The 17,965-nt window shown below is 59.6% G+C and carries 20 protein-coding genes; 9 read left to right on the plus strand and 11 right to left on the minus strand.

Annotation, left to right across the window (positions count from 1 at the left end; translation table 11 throughout):
- Both C7534_RS29780 and C7534_RS29785 read left to right on the plus strand, forming a co-directional pair.
- A partial coding sequence (locus tag C7534_RS29780; protein ID WP_177412302.1) for a colicin E3/pyocin S6 family cytotoxin occupies positions 1-410 on the plus strand: 410 nt, incomplete at its 5' end.
- The gene (locus C7534_RS29785; protein ID WP_109787987.1) at positions 407-637 is read left to right on the plus strand and encodes a DUF7683 domain-containing protein; all 231 of its coding nucleotides are present in this window, start codon (positions 407-409) and stop codon (positions 635-637) included. The genes C7534_RS29780 and C7534_RS29785, both read left to right, overlap by 4 nt.
- A gap of 64 nt (positions 638-701) precedes the next feature.
- On the opposite strand, the gene C7534_RS29790 is transcribed toward C7534_RS29785, so the two are convergent.
- Positions 702-1,166: a glycine zipper 2TM domain-containing protein gene (locus tag C7534_RS29790; RefSeq protein WP_046029333.1), complete on the minus strand. Its 465-nt coding sequence runs from the start codon at positions 1,164-1,166 to the stop codon at positions 702-704.
- 168 nt (positions 1,167-1,334) lie between these two features.
- Here C7534_RS29790 and C7534_RS29795 point away from each other — a divergent pair, with 168 nt between their 5' ends.
- On the plus strand, positions 1,335-1,571 hold the full coding sequence (locus C7534_RS29795; RefSeq protein WP_046029331.1) for a hypothetical protein: 237 nt from the start codon (positions 1,335-1,337) through the stop codon (positions 1,569-1,571).
- Between the two features lie 6 nt (positions 1,572-1,577).
- Here the strand turns inward: C7534_RS29795 and pdxH are convergent, their stop codons facing one another.
- The 5 genes from pdxH to dinG form a co-directional block, all read right to left on the minus strand.
- On the minus strand, positions 1,578-2,225 hold the full coding sequence (gene pdxH, locus C7534_RS29800; protein ID WP_109787988.1) for a pyridoxamine 5'-phosphate oxidase: 648 nt from the start codon (positions 2,223-2,225) through the stop codon (positions 1,578-1,580).
- A gap of 24 nt (positions 2,226-2,249) precedes the next feature.
- On the minus strand, positions 2,250-3,344 hold the full coding sequence (locus C7534_RS29805) for an OmpA family protein (RefSeq protein WP_109787989.1): 1,095 nt from the start codon (positions 3,342-3,344) through the stop codon (positions 2,250-2,252).
- Positions 3,345-3,458: 114 nt separating this feature from the next.
- A complete protein-coding gene (locus tag C7534_RS29810; RefSeq protein WP_046029641.1) occupies positions 3,459-4,604 on the minus strand; it encodes an EstA family serine hydrolase in 1,146 nt (381 codons plus the stop codon).
- Positions 4,605-4,723: 119 nt separating this feature from the next.
- Positions 4,724-7,225, minus strand: coding sequence for a beta-galactosidase (locus C7534_RS29815; RefSeq protein ID WP_109787990.1), 2,502 nt, complete (start codon positions 7,223-7,225; stop codon positions 4,724-4,726).
- A 96-nt stretch (positions 7,226-7,321) separates the two neighbouring features.
- Positions 7,322-9,466, minus strand: coding sequence for an ATP-dependent DNA helicase DinG (gene dinG, locus C7534_RS29820; protein WP_109787991.1), 2,145 nt, complete (start codon positions 9,464-9,466; stop codon positions 7,322-7,324).
- Positions 9,467-9,565: 99 nt separating this feature from the next.
- Between dinG and C7534_RS29825 the strand changes: the two genes are divergently transcribed.
- Positions 9,566-10,030, plus strand: coding sequence for a CopD family protein (locus C7534_RS29825; RefSeq protein WP_046029321.1), 465 nt, complete (start codon positions 9,566-9,568; stop codon positions 10,028-10,030).
- A gap of 43 nt (positions 10,031-10,073) precedes the next feature.
- Here C7534_RS29825 and C7534_RS29830 read toward each other — a convergent pair whose 3' ends face one another.
- From C7534_RS29830 to C7534_RS29845, 4 genes are all read right to left on the minus strand, one after another.
- Positions 10,074-10,832, minus strand: a complete 759-nt coding sequence (locus C7534_RS29830) for a hypothetical protein (protein ID WP_046029320.1) — start codon at positions 10,830-10,832, stop codon at positions 10,074-10,076.
- Positions 10,825-11,103 carry a DUF1145 domain-containing protein gene (locus C7534_RS29835; RefSeq protein ID WP_046029318.1) on the minus strand — a complete coding sequence of 93 codons (279 nt, stop codon included), beginning with the start codon at positions 11,101-11,103 and terminating at the stop codon, positions 10,825-10,827. The genes C7534_RS29830 and C7534_RS29835 overlap by 8 nt, the downstream gene beginning before the upstream one ends.
- Before the next feature lie 147 nt (positions 11,104-11,250).
- Complete coding sequence (locus C7534_RS29840; RefSeq protein ID WP_109787992.1) at positions 11,251-11,967, minus strand: OmpA family protein; 717 nt, start codon at positions 11,965-11,967, stop codon at positions 11,251-11,253.
- Positions 11,968-12,057: 90 nt separating this feature from the next.
- Positions 12,058-12,747 carry an OmpA family protein gene (locus tag C7534_RS29845; protein WP_046029314.1) on the minus strand — a complete coding sequence of 230 codons (690 nt, stop codon included), beginning with the start codon at positions 12,745-12,747 and terminating at the stop codon, positions 12,058-12,060.
- Positions 12,748-12,936: 189 nt separating this feature from the next.
- Here C7534_RS29845 and C7534_RS29850 point away from each other — a divergent pair, with 189 nt between their 5' ends.
- The 4 genes from C7534_RS29850 to C7534_RS29865 are packed head-to-tail and all read left to right on the plus strand — an operon-like array spanning position 12,937 to position 14,682.
- Positions 12,937-13,434: a DUF6231 family protein gene (locus C7534_RS29850; RefSeq protein WP_046029312.1), complete on the plus strand. Its 498-nt coding sequence runs from the start codon at positions 12,937-12,939 to the stop codon at positions 13,432-13,434.
- A 4-nt stretch (positions 13,435-13,438) separates the two neighbouring features.
- Positions 13,439-13,915 carry a YchJ family protein gene (locus tag C7534_RS29855; protein ID WP_046029310.1) on the plus strand — a complete coding sequence of 159 codons (477 nt, stop codon included), beginning with the start codon at positions 13,439-13,441 and terminating at the stop codon, positions 13,913-13,915.
- Between the two features lie 57 nt (positions 13,916-13,972).
- Complete coding sequence (locus tag C7534_RS29860) at positions 13,973-14,467, plus strand: LEA type 2 family protein (protein ID WP_046029309.1); 495 nt, start codon at positions 13,973-13,975, stop codon at positions 14,465-14,467.
- Complete coding sequence (locus C7534_RS29865) at positions 14,464-14,682, plus strand: SEC-C metal-binding domain-containing protein (protein ID WP_046046248.1); 219 nt, start codon at positions 14,464-14,466, stop codon at positions 14,680-14,682. The genes C7534_RS29860 and C7534_RS29865 overlap by 4 nt, the downstream gene beginning before the upstream one ends.
- 81 nt (positions 14,683-14,763) lie before the next feature.
- On the opposite strand, the gene C7534_RS29870 is transcribed toward C7534_RS29865, so the two are convergent.
- On the minus strand, positions 14,764-15,315 hold the full coding sequence (locus tag C7534_RS29870) for a cysteine hydrolase family protein (protein WP_109788024.1): 552 nt from the start codon (positions 15,313-15,315) through the stop codon (positions 14,764-14,766).
- A 193-nt stretch (positions 15,316-15,508) separates the two neighbouring features.
- Here C7534_RS29870 and C7534_RS29875 point away from each other — a divergent pair, with 193 nt between their 5' ends.
- Positions 15,509-17,959: a penicillin acylase family protein gene (locus tag C7534_RS29875; protein ID WP_109787993.1), complete on the plus strand. Its 2,451-nt coding sequence runs from the start codon at positions 15,509-15,511 to the stop codon at positions 17,957-17,959.
- Positions 17,960-17,965 lie beyond the last annotated feature (6 nt).

Raw genomic sequence — 17,965 nt, forward strand, 5'->3', positions numbered from 1 at the left:
CGCCGGCGGCGGACAGCATTATCGTCAACCCGGTGTATCCGCCTGAGTACAAGGACTTCATTCTTGTGTTTCCGGTGGGGTCGGGGGTGAAGCCGGTTTACATTGTTGTCAGCGTTCGGACGGGAGATCACGAATACTACCCACCACCTGAAGCTCTTCCTGCCTACCCTGACGCTAGAGTTGTAGGCCGTAAAACACCAGTTTTAGGTGGTGGAGCCCTTCGTAAACGATGGAAAACCGCAAAAGGGTTAATTCTGGAATGGGACTCCATGCATGGTGCGATCGAGATGTATGAGGCGCGAGGCAAACACATTGGGGAATTCGATCCAAATACAGGTGAGCAGACGACTAAATCAAAAAACAAAAAGTCCAAAAAGAAAAAGGGAAAAGAAAGGAGGATTGAGCCTTGAAGTATCTGGTAGAAGCTTTTTACAAAGAAACGGATTTCCAAGCCTTTGTCGTCGAGTTGCCGCAAGATTGCGATGTGCAAATCAAATCCATCATGGGCTGGACTCGAAACCAGCAAGGCTGGGAAGGCTATAACCTGAGTCAGTTGCAACTGTCAGCAATAGAAAAAATTATAGGAAGGCCCATTTACGATTCCGATCATTACTTTCAACTCACGTGTAATGGGTGAAAGCGACAGACACAAAAAACCCCGACCAGTCACCTGATCGGGGTTTTCTTTTACCCGTTCCCGCTTAGTGCGAAACGCGGCTAGTCCCGTCAACAGTCGCAATCCGTACCCGCTCACCTACGCGGAATACTTCATTCTCCTGCACCTGCTGGACATAGGCGCGCATGCTGCCGTCGTCTTCGCGAACGGTGATTTCTACGCCTTGAGTACGAGTCAGGCCTTCTTCAGCTGCCGAACCCACCAGGCCGCCGGCGACTGCGCCGATAACAGCAGCAACGATGCTGCCTTTGCCGCCACCGATGGAGCTCCCGCCAACGCCGCCGACCGCTGCACCGGCGAGGCCGCCGATCGGGGTTTTGGTGCCTTCGATTTTCACCGGACGCAGCGCTTCGATGGTGCCCATGCGAATCGTTTGAACACGACGCGCTTCATCACGGGAGTAGGAGTCACCGGTCAGGCTCGATTGGCAGCCAGTGAGTAACATCGCCATCGTGGAAAAGGAAGCAACCAACAAAACAGACTTACGCATAGCATCAACTCCAAAAGACAGGTATTCATTAAACTCCGCAGCTTGACGCCTGTCACGGCATCGCCCGGATAAAAATGGTTTGATTCAGGCCCGGTACAGGCGCTACCACGAACTCACCACACAGTAGCGGCATTATCCGGAATCTGCGCCGCTGCCCCAAGGATTGTCATGGATTACTTCATCATCGTCGTCACTACCGTCGCGGGTCTGTACTTCCACTGGTGGCTGTACGTGCGGATAAAGCGCTGGATGGACCGCGATCTGGCGTTGGCCCTGGCGGGTAAAGACGAGCAGAAAAAAGCTTTCATGCTCCAGCAACTGGCGAACGCTCAGGCGCAGAAGATCAAGCGCCGGGACCTGCCGCAGTGGCTTGAGGCCGCTGCGGAAGGCTATCACGATCGGTAGACTGTTTCAGGGTGCCAGACGTTCAAGAATCCAGTCGGTGCCCTGTAAACGGTAGTTGAGGCGGTCATGCAGACGGCTTGCGCGGCCTTGCCAGAACTCGATGCGCTCCGGCAGCAAGCGATAACCACCCCAGTGATCCGGACAATGCGGTGCCGTGTCGCTGAAACGTTGCTCGGTGTTCTTGAGCAGCGCCTCCAGTTCCGCACGATCAGCAATCACCCGACTCTGCGGTGATGCCCAGGCACCGAGCCGACTGCCCAGCGGACGAACCTGGAAATACGCATCAGACTCTTCAGGCGAAACCTTCACCACCCGACCTTCGATACGCACCTGGCGCTCCAGGGCCGGCCAGAAAAAGGTCATGGCCGCGAACGGATTCGCCGCCAGATGCTGACCCTTGGCACTTTCGTAGTTGGTGAAGAACGTAAAGCCCTGCTCGTCCAGGCCTTTGAGCAACAGAATGCGGCAATGTGGCCGACCGTCCTGATCGACGGTCGCCAAGGTCATGGCGTTCGCCTCCACCGGCACCTGCTCGGTTTTCACCGCATCGGCAAACCATTGGTGGAACAGCCCGAACGGCTCTGCCGGTGCTTGAGCCTCGGTCAGGCCATCACGGGTGTAGTCACGACGCATATCAGCCAGGCGCTGGGTCATGGCGCATTCCTTTTGGTTAACGAATCACTTTTTAGTGGCGTCTGCGGTGACGGCGACTTTCTTGGTGTCGGCAGCTGCTTTGGCCGGTGTCGTTTTCTTCGCCGGCGTTGCGGTTTTAGCTGGCGCTTTCTTGGCAGTGGCTTTATGGGCCGGAGCCTTTTTAGTGGCAGGCACAGTCGCTTTTTTCGCGGCTGGCGCAGGAGTGACCGGTGTGGCCACAGGCTTGATGTCCTTGGCCGCGATCATGGTCACTGGCGCAGGGGCCGGCATGTTGTACTTGCTCAACAGCGCCACCATGGTGTTTTGCGGGGTCACCAGCAATTCCACGCGACGATTCAAGGCACGGCCTTCGACGCTGTCGTTGGCGGCACGCGGGGCTTCACCGCCCATGCCGCGCAGCATCAGGCGATCACGCTGCAAACCGCTGAGACGGAAAATCGCGGCTACCGCTTGTGCACGCTCCTGGCTCAGTTTCACGTTGGCCGGTGCAGCACCCGACGTATCACTGTGACCGAGTACCAGCACGGCAGTTTTTGGGTCGACCTCGAGGATTTTCGCAACACGCGTGAACGGGCCGAGGGTGACCGGCAGCAGCATGGCAGGACGGTCCGGGTTGAAGGAGCCTTCTACCGGCGCGATCACCACCAACACGTTTTCACGGCGTTCAAGTTTCAGGTTGCTGTCCTTGATCGCTTCACGCAGGCGCGGCTCGTAATCGTCGAGCCAGGCCTGGGTGACTTTAGGGTCTGGCATCGGTACGGCTTTGGCGCCACTCTGCTCCTTACCACCGAACGGCCACCACCAACTGTTACCCGTCTCAGCCTTGGCCACCTGGGTCGGTTTGGCTTCAGGTTTCACTTCCGGCTTTACAGCAGTCTTATCGACAGCGTCATCGGAACCGAACGGCCAGTACCAAGGGCTGGTGCTTTCGGCTTTGGCAACCGGGGCCGTGGCAGCAGGTTTGAGTGGGACCGGAGCCGGAGTCGGTTCTTTAGCGGCGACTTTGTCGGAGGAGCCGAACGACCACCAGCTACCGCCATCGGAATCACTTTTTGGTGTCTGTGCACAACCGGTGATAGCAAAGCACAGGGCCAGGGCGAGGGTTTGTTTGGATGACATTGGATATCCACAAATATGAAGTAATGAAAAGTCAGACCGAACCGGCCTGCACAAACTGACGCTTTGAAGCCGAAAACACTGTCGGGTTCCGGTTGCGGAACCCTCGAGCGGGTTTTACAGACAAGTGGCCAATACTCGCGCAAGCTTTTGCGCGCGTGGATCCATCAAGACGTACGGCCCCAGGGTATTTGTCACAAAGCCGAAGGCCACATCGTATTCCGGGTCGGCAAAGCCGATGGAGCCGCCAGCGCCCGGATGCCCGAACGCGCGCGGGCCGAGGCCGTAAGTCGCGTTAGGTACGTCCGGTTGATCGAGCATGCACCCCAGACCGAAGCGGGTCCGGGTCAATAAAGTCTTGTCTTCGCCAAGGCTGTGTTCGCGGGTCAGCTCCTCGAGCATTTCGCTTTCCAGCAGACTGCCGTCGAGCAGGCCGGCGTAGAAACCTGCCAGGCTACGAGCGTTGCCGTGACCGTTGGCGGCAGGTTGCTGCATGCGCCGCCACTCGGGCTTGTTGGTGCTGGTCATGATCGACGGCGGGTTGATGAAGGCACGCGTGGTCATGGCTGTCGGCTCGCGCAGGGTCACTTGCAGCAGGCGTTGGGCAGCGGCGTCGCCGACGTTCCCCTTGCCTCGGGCGATATGCGCCACGCGGTGGAATTCTTCATCGGCCAGGCCGACATGGAAATCCAGTCCCAAAGGCTTGGCCACACGCGCCACGATGGACTCGCCCGGCCCACGACCGTCGGCACGTCGCAGCAACTCGCCGACCAGCCAGCCGTAAGTGATCGCGGCGTATCCGTGGCCTTGGCCCGGCGTCCACCAAGGGGCTTCGGCCGCCAGGGCATCGACCATGGTTTGCCAGTCGTAAAGGGCTTCCGGGGGCAGCAATTCACGTAACGCTGGCAAGCCGGCTTGATGGCAGAGCAATTGACGCAGGGTTACGGATTCTTTGCCGGCCGCAGCAAATTCAGGCCAGTAACGCGCAACCGGGGCGTCCAGTTGCAGCTTGCCTTCGGCCACCAACTGCAGGGCCGTGACGGCGGTGAAGGTCTTGGTGCAGGAGAACAGGTTGGCGATGGTGTCGCTGTGCCAGGCTTCGCTGCCATCCTTGTCGGCGGTACCGGACCAGAGGTCGAGGACGGTTTCACCGCCGACCTGGATGCACAAGGCTGCGCCACGTTCCTGAGGATCGTCGAACAGCGCCGCGAACGCTTCGCGCACTGCTTCGAACTTGAGCTCGTAATGACCCTGAATCTGCACCCGCATTGCTCCCGGATATTCGCTATACAAAGTGGCCCGCATTGTTCCAGCCATTAGCCGTTTTGGGAACAGTGTTGGGCTGGGCGGTTACCTATTGAAATGACTCCCCACAGGAAGCCTCAGTGACCTTGGCCGGAATGCCCACCGGCGCCCTTGCCCGGGCCTTTGCCGGCCTCGGCCTTTCTGCCGCCTTCAGCATCGTGGCTGGCTTTGTCTGCCTCGGTCGCGGCCTTCTCGGCCGCTTTGCCCAATTGATCCACCGTCGCCAGGTTGCTCTTGCGCACCGATTCGACAAAACCCTGGAACGGCAGATCGGTGATGCCCACCAGCCCGAAGTGACCATTTTCGCCATCCAGCAAACGCCCGGTCACCGGTTGGTCGAGGAACTGGAACCAGTGCACGCCGACAATCGACGGTTCGCTCAACGCCTGTTTCAGGAAGTTCGCGTAGGCCGGCCCACGGTCTTCTTCCTTGGCCAATGGCGTCACGCCGCCCCAGAACGGGCCGCGATCCGCCGAGCCCACGTTGAACTCGGTGATCAACACCGGTTTGTCCAGACTGCGCAGTTTGGCGAAGTCATAACCGTCCTGCGGTTGCAGGGTGTACATGTTGAAGCTCAGCACATCGCAATACTGTGCGCAGGACTCCACGGCTTCCGGGGTGCTGACGGCGAAACGACCGCCCAGCAACAGCTGGTTCGGCGCGTGCCATTTGAGCGAGTCGGAGAGGGTCTTGAAGTAGGTATCCGCAAAAACTTTCTGGAAGTATTTGAAGTCGGCCTCGATTTCCGGGTGTTCGGCGCTCGGCAGCGGTGGCACGAAGCCTGGGTCTTCCATCAATTCCCAGGCCGGCAAGTCAATGCCCCAGGCTTTGGACAGACCGGCCTGATTGCGATACTTGTCGCGCAGTTGCTTGAGAAACGCGCGTTTGGCCGGCACGTCGGTGGTCATTTTCAAGGTGCCATAGGCCAAGGCGTAACGGGCTTTTGGATCGTCACCAGGACCAGCCCAGGCCAGTTCATTGTCGGCGTAGTAGCCGATCAGCCATGGATCGTCGCGATGGTCGCGGGCAGCAATGGCCACGGCGCGCTCGGTGGCCATGGCAAAACGCGGGTCGAACGGGTCGGGCATGCCGCCCCACCAGTCGGTGCCGGTGCTGATACTGGCGTAATCGCCGACGATCGACAGCGGCAAGGTGTACGCCACGCGGTCGGCGTTGGCCAGCGCCGGGGCGCTCCAGTTGCCAACGGTGTTGAAGCCCCAGGCTTGCAGGCGATCAAGCGTGTGACTGGCCCAGCGTTGTTCATCAACCAGCGCTTTGCAGGGTTCGGCAGGTTTTTGCTCAATCGCTTTTGCGGCGGACGCATCAACAGCGTCGGCCTTGACGGCTTCGGCGACACCGGACTCGGCCGTCGAAGGCACGACGGGTTGCTCGGCAGTTCTGTCGGACGTGGCTTCTACCGCGTCAGCCTTGGCCGCTTGCGCGACACCTGCCTTGGTGTCGCGGCCCTGTGCGCAAGGTGCGCCGTACAGACGTTGCAGGTTGGCACCATAAAAGTCGTACCACTGGCCGGCGTTGTAGCCACGACCCTGATCGGCGCCGTTGCCGCCACGGTTATCGCCTTCGCCAAAGTGGCTGGCCAACGGCTCGTCGGGTTTTGGCAGGGACTCGAACATCCACTCCCGGCCGGCGACGTAAGTCTGGTTGACGTCCGGGGCAACGGTATTGACCCCAAGTGAATAGAACGGGTGCCCTTGCGGGGTCACCAGGTACCAGCGACCGTCACGCTTTTCGGTTCGAAAAAAACCGCTGGCCTTGAACGTCGGGCCTTTGGTCCAGCCACCAAACGTATCCAGGGAAGATTTTTCGCGCTCGGCCAGCCAGGTTTTCAGTTGTTGCTGTTCCTTGGCGGCGGCGCTTTTCAGTTGCTCATCGCTGCTGACCTTTTCTGGCCATTTGGCCCGTGTCGACTGGCCGTAAGCATCCACCAGTCCGCCATAAACGGCCCGTGTCACAGCCTCTCCGTCTTGCACACCAAAACGTTCCAGCAAGATGTTCTGCGCCACTTTCGGTTGATCCATCGACAAGGTCACCGACACCACTTGGCTGCGATCCAGGTCACCGGCGCTGCTGGCCAACAAAATGCGCTGCCCGTCGACCGTCATCGGCATCGGCGGCCCGGCTTTCATGCCCTGACTCAAGGGGGAGCTTGCCACCAGCGGCACCAGCAAGGTCTGCGCAGGGCCCGCCGGCAAATCGACACGACTGAACAGTGTCTTGCCGTCATTGCTCTGGATTTTCACGTACAGGGTCACGGCCCAGTCCATCGCACTTTGAATCCGCAGGCTCATGACGCCCGACTGCGACCAGTCCCAGGCCCCCGTTTGCGGGGTCAAGCGCAAACTCGGCTGAGCCACCGGGTTGAACGTGACCCGGCGCAACACTTCGCCTTCGGCTGTTTGCTCCGCATTGGATTGCGGCAGGCTGGCATCCTGAGTCGCCACTTGGACCACGTCGGCAGGGCGGACAAAGTTGAACAGCGTCTGCTGGCCAGCAGGGGCCGCCAGCAAAGGGGCTGCGAACATCAGGGCAAATACAGCGGGTAACGAACGGCGAATCATAGGAACGTGGTTCTCCCTAACGACCTTCAATGGGCCAATGGAAAAGCGATGGCAGAGAGATAGACAACGCGGCGGGCAAATGTGCCCACCGGTGTATCAGGAAATTTCGCGGCGGAAGGGTGGCAACGCATTGAGGATGGCTTTGCCATAACGCTGGGTGACCAGACGCCGGTCGAGCAAGGTGATGGTGCCGCGGTCTTCCTCGGTACGCAGCAAACGACCGCAGGCCTGGACCAGTTTCAACGAGGCATCCGGCACGGAGATCTCCATGAACGGATTGCCGCCTCGCGCTTCGATCCATTCCGCCAACGCCGCTTCGACGGGATCGTCCGGCACCGAGAACGGAATCTTCGCAATTACCACGTGCTCGCAGTAAGCACCGGGCAAGTCGACGCCTTCTGCAAAACTCGCGAGGCCGAACAGCACACTGGAATCCCCGCCATCGACACGCGCCTTGTGCTTGTTCAACGTTTCCTGCTTCGACAGGTTGCCTTGAATGAACACTTGCTTGCGCCAGTCGCGGTCGAGGCCGTCGAACACGTCCTGCATCTGTTTGCGTGAGGAGAACAGCACCAGCGTGCCTCGCGAGCCTTCAACCAGGTCCGGCAAATCGCGAATGATCGCCGCCGTGTGAGCTGGCGCATCCCGTGGATCGGCTTTCAGGTCCGGCACCCGCAGCACGCCGGCATCGGCATGGTGGAACGGGCTCGGGACCACGGCGGTCACGGCTTTTTTAGGCAGGCCGGCGCGCATGCGGAAACGGTCGAACGTGCCGAGCGCAGTCAAGGTTGCCGAGGTCACCAATGCGCCGTAAGCCACGTTCCACAGGTTGCGCCGGAGCATTTCCGCCGCAAGGATCGGGCTGGCATTGACCTCGATGTCAAACAGCGAACCGCTTTCGGCCAGCGTCAGCCAACGCGCCATGGGCGGATTGTCTTCCGGGTCTTCGGCGGTGAACGCGACCCACAATTCCCAATTGCCCGAGGAGCGCGACAACAAGCTGCCGAACAGTGGATACCACTCTTCGGCCTGATTACTGGCGATGCCGATGTTGACCTCGCCGTCCATGCCTTCCTTGAGCAACTCGGTGAGCCGGGTGAACAGGTCGGTCAGGCGGGCAAAGCCCTTCTTCAACTCGATGCCCATCTCGCGCATGTGCTCGGGAACCACCCCGCCGACGAAGCGGTGACGCGGCCGTTCCCGGCCTTCGACGTCTTCGCCCGGCTTGAAATCGGCAATCTGTTCACACGCGCTGAACATGAACTGCTGTTGGGTCTTGATCTCGCGGGCCAGTTCCGGCACTTGTTCGATCAGCTTGCCCAAGTCGCCCGGCAGCGGGTGCTGGGCCAGCAGTTTGGTGAGGTTTTTGGCGGTGGTTTCCAGCCAGTCGGCCGTGGAGCGCAGGCGCGTGTAATGGGCGAAGTGGCCGATGGCCTTGTCCGGCAGGTGATGACCTTCGTCGAAGACGTAGAGGGTGTCTCGTGGGTCGGGAAGCACCGCACCACCGCCCAGGGCCAGGTCAGCCAGCACCATGTCGTGGTTGGTCACGATGACGTCAACCTTGCCCATGCCTTCGCGGGCCTTGTAGAAGGCGCACTGGCCGAAGTTCGGGCAATGACGGTTGGTGCATTGGCTATGATCGGTGGTCAAGCGCGCCCAGTCGGCATCTTCCAGGGCGGTGGACCAACTGTCGCGGTCACCATCCCATTTATTGCCGGCGAGTTTTTCGATCATGCTGGTGAACAGCTTCTGACTGGCCTCGTCGACCTCGATCTTGAAGCCTTCTTCTTCGAACAACTGCGCGGTAGCGGTTTGCGCGTGACCTTCTTGCAGCAACATGTCGAGCTTGGACAGGCACATATAGCGCCCACGTCCCTTGGCCAATGCGAAGCTGAAATTCAGCCCGCTATTGCGCATCAGGTCGGGTAGATCCTTGTAGACGATCTGCTCTTGCAGGGCCACGGTGGCCGTGGCGATCACCAGGCGTTTGCCGGCAGCCTTGGCGGTAGGGATCGCCGCCAGGCTGTAGGCCACGGTTTTGCCGGTACCGGTGCCGGCTTCCACCGCGACAATCGCGGGGTCGCCACTGCGCCGGCCTTCGTCATCGGTGTCGATGTCCCCGAGAACCTTGGCAATTTCGGCGATCATCAGGCGTTGACCGTAGCGCGGCTTGAGGCTCTTGGCTTCGAGAAAACGCGAGTAGGCGCCCTGGATCGTGGTTTTGAGTTCGGTGCTGATCATGGATTGTCGGGCGCAAAAAACGCTGGATAAATTTTCAGTAGTTCGGTTCGGCCGCTATCATACCCCGCTAATGAATCCCGCGCAGAACGGAGTACCTCAATGACACCTTTTGGCATCGTTTATACCCTGCATGTCCTGTCCGCCCTGGTGTGGGTGGGCGGCATGTTTTTCGCCTGGATGGTCTTGCGTCCCGCTGCCGTGAAGGCGCTGGAAGGCCCCGCGCGGTTGAAGCTGTGGGTGGAAGTGTTCCAGGGTTTTTTCCGCTGGGTCTGGGTCGCGGTGGTGCTGTTGCCGATCAGTGGTGTCGGCATGATTCATCTGCAATTCGCCGGTTTCGAGGCCGCACCGCGCTATGTGCAGGTGATGATGGGGCTGTACGTGGTGATGACGGCGCTGTTTATCCGGATTCAGGCGTTGATGCTGCCGGAGTTGCGCACAGCGGTGACGGCACAGGATTGGCCGGCGGGTGCTGCGGTACTCGGAAGGATTCGACGGTTGGTGGGGATCAATTTGATCGTGGGTCTGTTGTTGGTGGCCATTGCCGCGGCCCGGCCGATGTTCTGAGTCGATCGTTCCCACGCTCTGCGTGGGAGCAACCGGTCGTTCTTTAGAGACGCTGAATCGTCACCGAACCCGCCGCGCCGGCAGGACCAGGCTGGCCGTCCGCACCCGAACGGCCACTTTTGCCGCCATCAGTCTTGTACACGAGACAGCCTTTGGCTTTGCCACCTGCTCCCGGCTTGCCGCCAGGACCTGCCAGGCCACCGGCACCGCCAGCGACCTGCACCTTGATTTTATCCGCCGGGTAATCGCGCGGCACTTCCAGCCTTACCAGCGCACCTGCGCCCCCCGGCTGACCATCACTGCCGTTGCTGCCATCGGCGCCGTGACCGGCCTGCCCCCAGGTGCAACCCGCTGCCTGGCCATTGGCGCCATCAAGACCAAAAAAACCTGGTGCACCGGCGCCGCCACGAGCATCGACCGACAATTGCGGGGCATTCAACGCCTTGATCTGCAAGTTCAGGTTGCGTCCCGAGCGTGCAGCCTTCTGGAAACTTCCCGGTGCGCCCCTCGCGGTAATCTGGCTGCCTTCAGACATTTCGGCGCGATGGACTTTCAGCTCCAGCGCTTGCTCACTCGGCACAATGGCAATTCGCGCTTCACGCCCCAGGTGCAATTCACCCACCGTCACTTCGGTCACGTTCGAAGGGATCAACAGCGTGGCGTAATCGGCGACTTCCAGACGCTCCAACTGCAGCGTGCTGGCCGTGTTGGGCAAGCGCATCAACGAGTTGGCTTCGACACTGACAACCTGAGCGCAGGCCAATGGACTGATAAAAGCGGCGAGCAGACAGAGATTACGCATGGGAAGCCTTCGATGCGGAGGGAGCCGGGATGGTTTGCAGGTGGAACACGCCGAACAGGGCAATCTTGAGGCGATCGCGCCAAGGGTGGGCACGGCCTTTGAGGCTGCGGTTGCAGAACACCAGTTCCAGCAGATGGAGCAGTGCCAGCAGACCACCCGCCAGATTGACCAACAGGTGCAGCGGATAAATGAATGGCATGAGCAGATTGACCAGCACCATGCACCAGAACAGCAGGGTCAATAGCTTCCCCAGCCCCCAAAAAACCTTCATACGCTCCCCCGCTGATCATTATTCTTTGCGCGCACAGTAACGGCTTGTGCGAGGGGTGCGCCAGAGGGCAACGGAAAAATCTTCATGAAGTCCGCCGAATGGCCATCGGCCCGCCGCATTGACCGACCGATGGCTCTAGCTAGCGGCTTAGCGGTTGATGTGCAATTCCACGCGACGATTTTTCGCGCGGCCTTCATCAGTATCGTTATCGGCCACAGGCTCACTTTTGCCCTTGCCTTCACTGGTGATTTTGTTCGGGTCCAGGCCTTGGTCCATCAGATAGGCCGCCACGCTGGTGGCACGACGTTCCGACAAATACTGGTTGTAGACATCCGAACCGACGCCGTCAGTATGTCCAACGACCTTGATACTCACCACATCGGCACTTTGCAGTTTGGGCATCAACGCATCCAGCTCACTCTTGGCAGCAGGAGTCAGGTCGGATTGGTTGAATGCAAACAGCACGTTGCCCGAATCACTGAGGGTGACGACTTCCGATTGTGCAGGTTCGGCAGGCGCGCTGACCGGGGTTTGCGGCAACGGACAACCGTGATGTTCAACGGGCGTGTTGGCTGGTGTATCGGGGCAACGATCACGTCGATCGAAGACGCCATCGCCATCTTCGTCGCCATCCTGTGCATAACAGATCAAGCCACCGGTCAAGATTCCGAGCGCTGCGCCTCCGGCCGCCCAACTGCCACTTTCGATAGCGCCCAAACCACCTCCGACCAGTCCGCCAATGAGACTGCAGATCGGCCAGGTACGTTGATTGAGGGGGGCGGTGCCATCACTGTGAGTAGCGCAACCGGTCAGCAGGCTGCCAAGCAGCAGAACCGGCAAGACGGTCCTTGTGAGAACGCTCATATTGAAAGCTCCTGTGTTACCGGCTTATACCGGTTACACAGGAGTAAAGACCCGCATCCGCGACTATACAAGCCGCGGAGCGGAGGAGACTTAACGGTTGATTTTGATTTCCGTGCGACGGTTCTGCGCGCGGCCGTCAGCGGTTTTGTTATCGGCAACTGGCTGGCTTTCACCGGCACCGACGACAGACACGAAGCTGCTGCGTGGTACGCCTTCCTGGATGAGGTATTCAACCACCGAGTGGGCGCGTTTATCCGACAGTTTCTGGTTGTAGGTATCGCTACCCACGCTGTCGGTATGGCCAGTAACGGTCAGTTGAGCGGTAGGCGCTTCCGCTTTCAGGCGAGTCGCAATTTTGTTGAGTACCTCCTTGTCCGATTCGGTGAGCGTGGCTTTATCAAACTGGAAGTGAACATCGCGGATGACGATGGTTTCTTCCTTGACCACAACGGCTTCTTCGACCACCGGTGCCGGTGGAGGGCAACCGTTGGCATCGACGGTCACGCCATGAGGTGTGCCCGGGCACTTGTCGCGGCTGTCCGGTACACCATCACCATCTTCGTCGCCATCACCGTGCACCCAGCAATAGGCCGCTGCCGTGCCGCCGACAAGCAGCGCACCATAGCCTGCCCATGCCGAGCTCTCGGTCGCGCCGAGACCCGCACCTACGACACCACCGACCAGCGCACAGGTCGGCCAGTCGGTTTTTTGCAAACCTGCGCAACCAGTCAACACACTGGTGAGCAGAACCAAGGGTAATGCTGTCCGAACTATGCTCATCTAGTTTTCTCCTGAGGGATCGGCTTAGAACCGATTCAGGTAGTAAAGACCCGAGTTTTAAACTCCGCCAGCAATGGGCCATCGCTGTTTTATCTCGCCTTGACGCCAGATTGGCGTATTTGCTGCAAACACGCTCTAGGCCCGCACGTTTGGGCAGGCTAGTCTTGGCGTTCTGAATGAGGATCTTTGATGATTGCAGGTATTTCTTCGCGCACGCCCCAACAAGCTTTGGCCGCTTTGCTGGATCGCTATGCCCCCGCACAACTGTTGCTGATCGGTGCCAGTGAGTTCCCCGCGCTGGAAGCTTTCAAGCTGGCCCATCCGGATACGTGTGTAGCGCACGCTGCACCGGGCCCGTTGCCGGAAGAATTGGCGGCGCGCCGCTTTGATCTGGCGCTGGCCGTCGACTGCCTCGAACATTTGCCCAAGCGCGATGGCCTGAACCTGCTCGGCGGGATTCGCAACCTCAACGCCAGTCGTATTGCCGTGCTGGCGGACTTGTCGGCCAGTGGTTGGCAGGAGACGGATTTTTTCTCTCTGGCCCTGCAAGCCAGCGAACGCTTCCAGCGCGACGAACAGGTTTTGACCCTGTTTACCTACGATCTGCTTGAATACAAACAAGTACCCGACTGGCTCAATTCACGCTTTTGGGCCAATCCGGAAAATTTCGGGAAATACTGGTGGTAATGCAATGAGTACATCCATTTGCCCTTGCGGCAGCGGCACCCTGCTTGATGCCTGCTGCGGTCATTACCACGCAGGGCAACCGGCGCCCTGTGCCGAAGCCTTGATGCGTTCGCGCTACAGCGCCTACGTGCTGGGGTTGATCGACTATCTGGTGGCAACCACCCTGCCCGCCCAACAGGCCGGCCTGAATCGTCAGTCCATCAGCGACTGGAGCGCCCAAAGCACCTGGCTGGGCCTGGAAGTGGAAAGCTCAGAGGTATTCGGCGGACAACCGGAACACGCCTTCGTGACCTTCACCGCGCGCTGGCACGATGGCGGTGGTGAACATAGCCACCGCGAGCGTTCGTCATTTGTGCAGAACGCCGGCCACTGGTACTTCATCGACCCCACCGTGACACTCAAGACCGGACGCAATGACGCCTGCCCCTGCGCCAGTGGGCAAAAATTCAAGAAGTGTTGCGCGGGGTATTTCAACAGTTGAGTGACACCCTGTAGCAGCTGCCGAAGACTGCTACAGGTTCAAGGGAGATACACGACCATGATCACCCGGCGACACACACTTTATCTGTTCAGCCTGCTCCTGTTTCTGGGGCTTACAGGGTGTGCGTCCTGGTTTGACGACGATGAACCGGACCCCGAGGTGCATCTGGTCAAGGTCGAACTCGTGCGGGCAAAACTGTTGGAGCAAAAATTTCTCCTGCACTTTCGTATCGACAACCCCAACGACAGCGACTTGACCGTGCGCGGCCTTGAATACCGGATTCACTTGGGCGACATCCTGCTGACCGAAGGCGAGCATGATCACCGGTTTACGGTGAGCCCCAAGCACAGCGCCTATTTCAAAGTGCCGATCCGTACCAATCTGTGGCCCAAGGTGCGAGACCTGGTGAAAATGCTGAAAAAACCCGATCAACCCATCCCCTATCGTCTGGAAGGTGAACTGAAAACCGGTTTTTTCATCCCTCACGACGTGCACCTGGCGCGCAATGGCGTGATAATCCCCGCCGATTTAATTCCGGAGCGAACCCGATGACCCAGCAACCCCATGTCCATGGCCCTGACTGCAACCACGATCACGACCATCACGACCACCATGATCACCATGATCACGACCATGGCCATGTTCACGGCCCGAACTGTGGCCACGCCCACCAGGAACCGGTGCGCAATGCCCTGAAGGACGTCGGCCGCAACGACCCTTGCCCATGCGGCAACGGCAAGAAATTCAAGAAGTGCCACGGCGCTTGATGCTTCGGGCGAAAGTTTTTTTCGCCTGTTGAATCATCTTCGCGAGCGAGCCTGCTCGCGAAGAGGCCCCAAAGATCAATCTCAAGCCAGGATCTGCGCAGTACTCACCACCGTCGCATATTCGCCCTGCAAATTCCCCAGCGACATCGCATGCACGTCCTCGGCTGAACGCACGTTTCCAAAATAGTCCGCCTTGTCGAAGGTAAAGCACGCATCCTCCGCAACCCACGTTTCAAACCCCAGATTACCGGCGGTTCGCGTCGTGGACTCCACCGAGTTATGGGTCGCCACGCCAACAATCACCAGTTGAGAAATCCCCACGTCACGCAAACGACCCTCCAGCCCCGTGGCACAAAAGGCATCCGGCACCTGTTTCTGGATCAACTGTTCGCCGGCCTGTGGCTCAAACCGCTCCTGGAATTCCACGCCTGACTGTTGCGGCCAGAACACCGAATCCGGTGAACGAGACAGATGCTGCACATGAATCACCGGTCGCCCGGTTCGACGCCAATGGCTCAATAAATCCAGAATCCGCGCCTCGGCCTGAGGGTTATTTCGGCGACCGAGCCTAGGATGCAAAATACCTTTTTGTTGATCGATGATGATTAGCGCTGCGTTGGTCTTGAGCTCCATGCCGGTTTTTCTCAAACAGTGGTGATTGAATTTCACACACTTCAGCATCACCTCTTCTTACAGGCAAGGCATACCCATGCAGAGCGTGGGAACGACCGTCATAAAGAAATAACCCCGTCGCCGCTTGCGCGCCCTCCTCCTGCTCACTAACGTAGCGCCTTTATTGCGCCTTTACCCCCGCAGGAGCTTTGCCATGGCCTCGCCAGCCCTCACACATTTTCTTCCCCGGTTCGGCGTTGCCGCAGCAGTGGCCGGTGTTTTGAGCCTGACCGGTTGTCAGACCCGGAACGCTCAGGACACCCTCCCGCCAACTTCCGGTGTGCAGCCGCTCAAGGGCTTGGCGCAGAACGTTTCGGTGCGCCGCAATGCCATGGGCATGCCGCTGATCGAAAGCAACAGCTTCCACGATGCGTTGTTCGCCCTGGGTTACGTTCACGCCAGTGACCGCATCACGCAAATGGTCACCCTGCGCCTGCTGGCCGAAGGTCGCCTGGCAGAAATGTCCGGTGCCGACCTGTTGGACGCCGACCGCTACATGCGCGCGGTCAATCTGAAGAAAAACGCCGGTGAGTTGTACAAAGCCTCTTCGCCGCGTCTCAAGCGCTTCTTCGAAGTGTATGCGCGCGGCGTCAACGCCTACCTGTTCCGCTACCGCGACAAGCTGCCAGCCGATCTCGCGGCCACCGGTTACAAGCCTGAATACTGGAAACCGGAAGATTCGGCGCTGATTTTCTGCCTGTTGAATTTCAGTCAATCGGCCAACCTGCCGGAAGAAATTTCCTCGCTGATGCTGGCTCAGACCGTCACCACCGACAAACTCGCCTGGCTGACACCGTCCGCGCCCGATGAAAAACTGCCACTGGCCGAAGCCGAAAAACTTCAGGGCATCAAGCTCAACGGCGCCATCCCGGGGCTGGCTGAAATCAGCAAGGCCACCGGCCAACTGTCCGACCTGAATCTGTCGGGCACGACCTCGTCGAACAACTGGGCGATCGGCCCGCAACGCAGCCGCAGTGGCAAAAGCCTGCTGGCCAGCGACAGTCATGGCCCCTTGGGCGTGCCGTCGCTGTTCAGTTACGTGCAGATCCGCGCGCCGAAATATCAGGCTTCGGGCGTGACCATTGCCGGTTTACCGATGGTGCTCGGTGGTTTTAACGGCAAAGTCGCCTGGAGCATGACCACCGTCATGGGCGACAACCAGGACCTGTTCCTGGAAAAGATCAAACGCCAGGGCAACGGCCTCACCTATGAAGTGGCCGGCAAATGGCAACCAGCGATCGTGCGTAACGAAACCTACTTCGTCAAAGGCCAGCGTCCGATTCGCGAAGTGGTGTACGAAACCCGTCACGGTCCGCTGCTCAATAGCGCCCAAGGCACGACGCTGGCCAATGGTTTCGGCCTGGCCCTGCAAATGCCGAACTTCACCGACGATAAAACCCTGGATGCGTTTTTCGACCTGTCCCGCGCCCAGACCGTCGAGAAAGCGTCGGACGCCAGCCGCGAAATCCGCGCCATCGCCCTGAACCTGGTCTTCGCCGACGCCAGCAACATCGGCTGGCAAGTCACCGGTCGCTACCCGAACCGCCGTGAGGGCGAAGGCCTGTTGCCGTCGCCGGGCTGGGAAGGTCGCTACGACTGGGACGGCTACGCCGATCCGATGCTGCACCCTTACGACCAGGATCCGGCGCAAGGTTGGCTCGGCACCGCCAATCAGCGCGTCATTCCCCATGGCTACGGCATGCAATTGTCCAATTCGTGGGCGGCACCGGAACGTGGCGAGCGTATGGCCGAATTGGCCGGCGCGGGTAAACACGACACGCGCAGCGTGATCGCGATGCAATACGACCAGACCACCACGTTCGCCGCCAAACTGAAGAAAATGTTTGAAGCACCGGGCATGTCCCAGCCGCTCAAACAGGCGATCGAAGCGCTACCGGATGCCGATCGCGGCAAGGCTCGCGAGGCCTATACCCGCCTGATGGCGTTCGACGGCAAGCTCAGCACGACCTCTGCCGATGCAGCGATTTATGAATTGTTTCTGCAAGAAAGCATGAAACAGATCTTCCTCGACGAACTTGGCCCGCAAAGCAGCCCGGCGTGGAAGGCCTTTGTGGCCAACGGCAAGTTGTCCTACGCCGCTCAAGCCGATCACCTGCTGGGGCGCGAAGACAGCCCGTTCTGGGATGACGCGCGCACACCGCAGAAAGAAGACAAGCCGGCGATCCTCGCCCGCAGCCTGGCAGCGGCGATCAACGCCGGTGACAGTCAGTTGGGTGGCAATCACAACGCCTGGCAGTGGGGCAAACTGCACCGCTATGAATGGAAAAACGCCAGTGGCCAGACCGTTCGCGGTCCCGTTGCGGCGGGCGGTGACCACACCACGCTCAACACGGCGGCCTTCGCCTGGGGTGAGGACTTCAACACCACGCAGGCGCCGGCCATGCGCTTTATCGTCGACTTCGGCCAGGCCGAACCGCTGATGGGCCAGAACGGCACCGGCCAGTCGGGCAACCCGGCAAGCCCGCACTACCTCGACAGCATTGATCCATGGCTCAAAGGGAATTACATGAGCCTGCCGATGCAACCGCAGAACTTTGACAAGGTGTACGGCAAGACTCAATTGACCCTGGCTCCGGGCAAATAACCCCCG

Source organism: Pseudomonas sp. OV226 (genome assembly GCF_003148705.1).
Taxonomy (GTDB): Bacteria; Pseudomonadota; Gammaproteobacteria; order Pseudomonadales; family Pseudomonadaceae; genus Aquipseudomonas.

Excerpts from the sequence above, each read along its gene's own strand:
- C7534_RS29790 (WP_046029333.1), bottom strand. The coding sequence starts at position 1,166 with ATGCGTAAGTCTGTTTTGTTGGTTGCTTCCTTTTCCACGATGGCGATG.
- C7534_RS29795 (WP_046029331.1), top strand. The coding sequence starts at position 1,335 with ATGGATTACTTCATCATCGTCGTCACTACCGTCGCGGGTCTGTACTTC.
- pdxH (WP_109787988.1), bottom strand. The coding sequence starts at position 2,225 with ATGACCCAGCGCCTGGCTGATATGCGTCGTGACTACACCCGTGATGGC.
- C7534_RS29805 (WP_109787989.1), bottom strand. The coding sequence starts at position 3,344 with ATGTCATCCAAACAAACCCTCGCCCTGGCCCTGTGCTTTGCTATCACC.
- C7534_RS29815 (WP_109787990.1), bottom strand. The coding sequence starts at position 7,225 with ATGATTCGCCGTTCGTTACCCGCTGTATTTGCCCTGATGTTCGCAGCC.
- dinG (WP_109787991.1), bottom strand. The coding sequence starts at position 9,466 with ATGATCAGCACCGAACTCAAAACCACGATCCAGGGCGCCTACTCGCGT.
- C7534_RS29825 (WP_046029321.1), top strand. The coding sequence starts at position 9,566 with ATGACACCTTTTGGCATCGTTTATACCCTGCATGTCCTGTCCGCCCTG.
- C7534_RS29830 (WP_046029320.1), bottom strand. The coding sequence starts at position 10,832 with ATGCGTAATCTCTGTCTGCTCGCCGCTTTTATCAGTCCATTGGCCTGC.
- C7534_RS29835 (WP_046029318.1), bottom strand. The coding sequence starts at position 11,103 with ATGAAGGTTTTTTGGGGGCTGGGGAAGCTATTGACCCTGCTGTTCTGG.
- C7534_RS29840 (WP_109787992.1), bottom strand. The coding sequence starts at position 11,967 with ATGAGCGTTCTCACAAGGACCGTCTTGCCGGTTCTGCTGCTTGGCAGC.
- C7534_RS29845 (WP_046029314.1), bottom strand. The coding sequence starts at position 12,747 with ATGAGCATAGTTCGGACAGCATTACCCTTGGTTCTGCTCACCAGTGTG.
- C7534_RS29850 (WP_046029312.1), top strand. The coding sequence starts at position 12,937 with ATGATTGCAGGTATTTCTTCGCGCACGCCCCAACAAGCTTTGGCCGCT.
- C7534_RS29855 (WP_046029310.1), top strand. The coding sequence starts at position 13,439 with ATGAGTACATCCATTTGCCCTTGCGGCAGCGGCACCCTGCTTGATGCC.
- C7534_RS29860 (WP_046029309.1), top strand. The coding sequence starts at position 13,973 with ATGATCACCCGGCGACACACACTTTATCTGTTCAGCCTGCTCCTGTTT.
- C7534_RS29865 (WP_046046248.1), top strand. The coding sequence starts at position 14,464 with ATGACCCAGCAACCCCATGTCCATGGCCCTGACTGCAACCACGATCAC.
- C7534_RS29870 (WP_109788024.1), bottom strand. The coding sequence starts at position 15,315 with ATGGAGCTCAAGACCAACGCAGCGCTAATCATCATCGATCAACAAAAA.
- C7534_RS29875 (WP_109787993.1), top strand. The coding sequence starts at position 15,509 with ATGGCCTCGCCAGCCCTCACACATTTTCTTCCCCGGTTCGGCGTTGCC.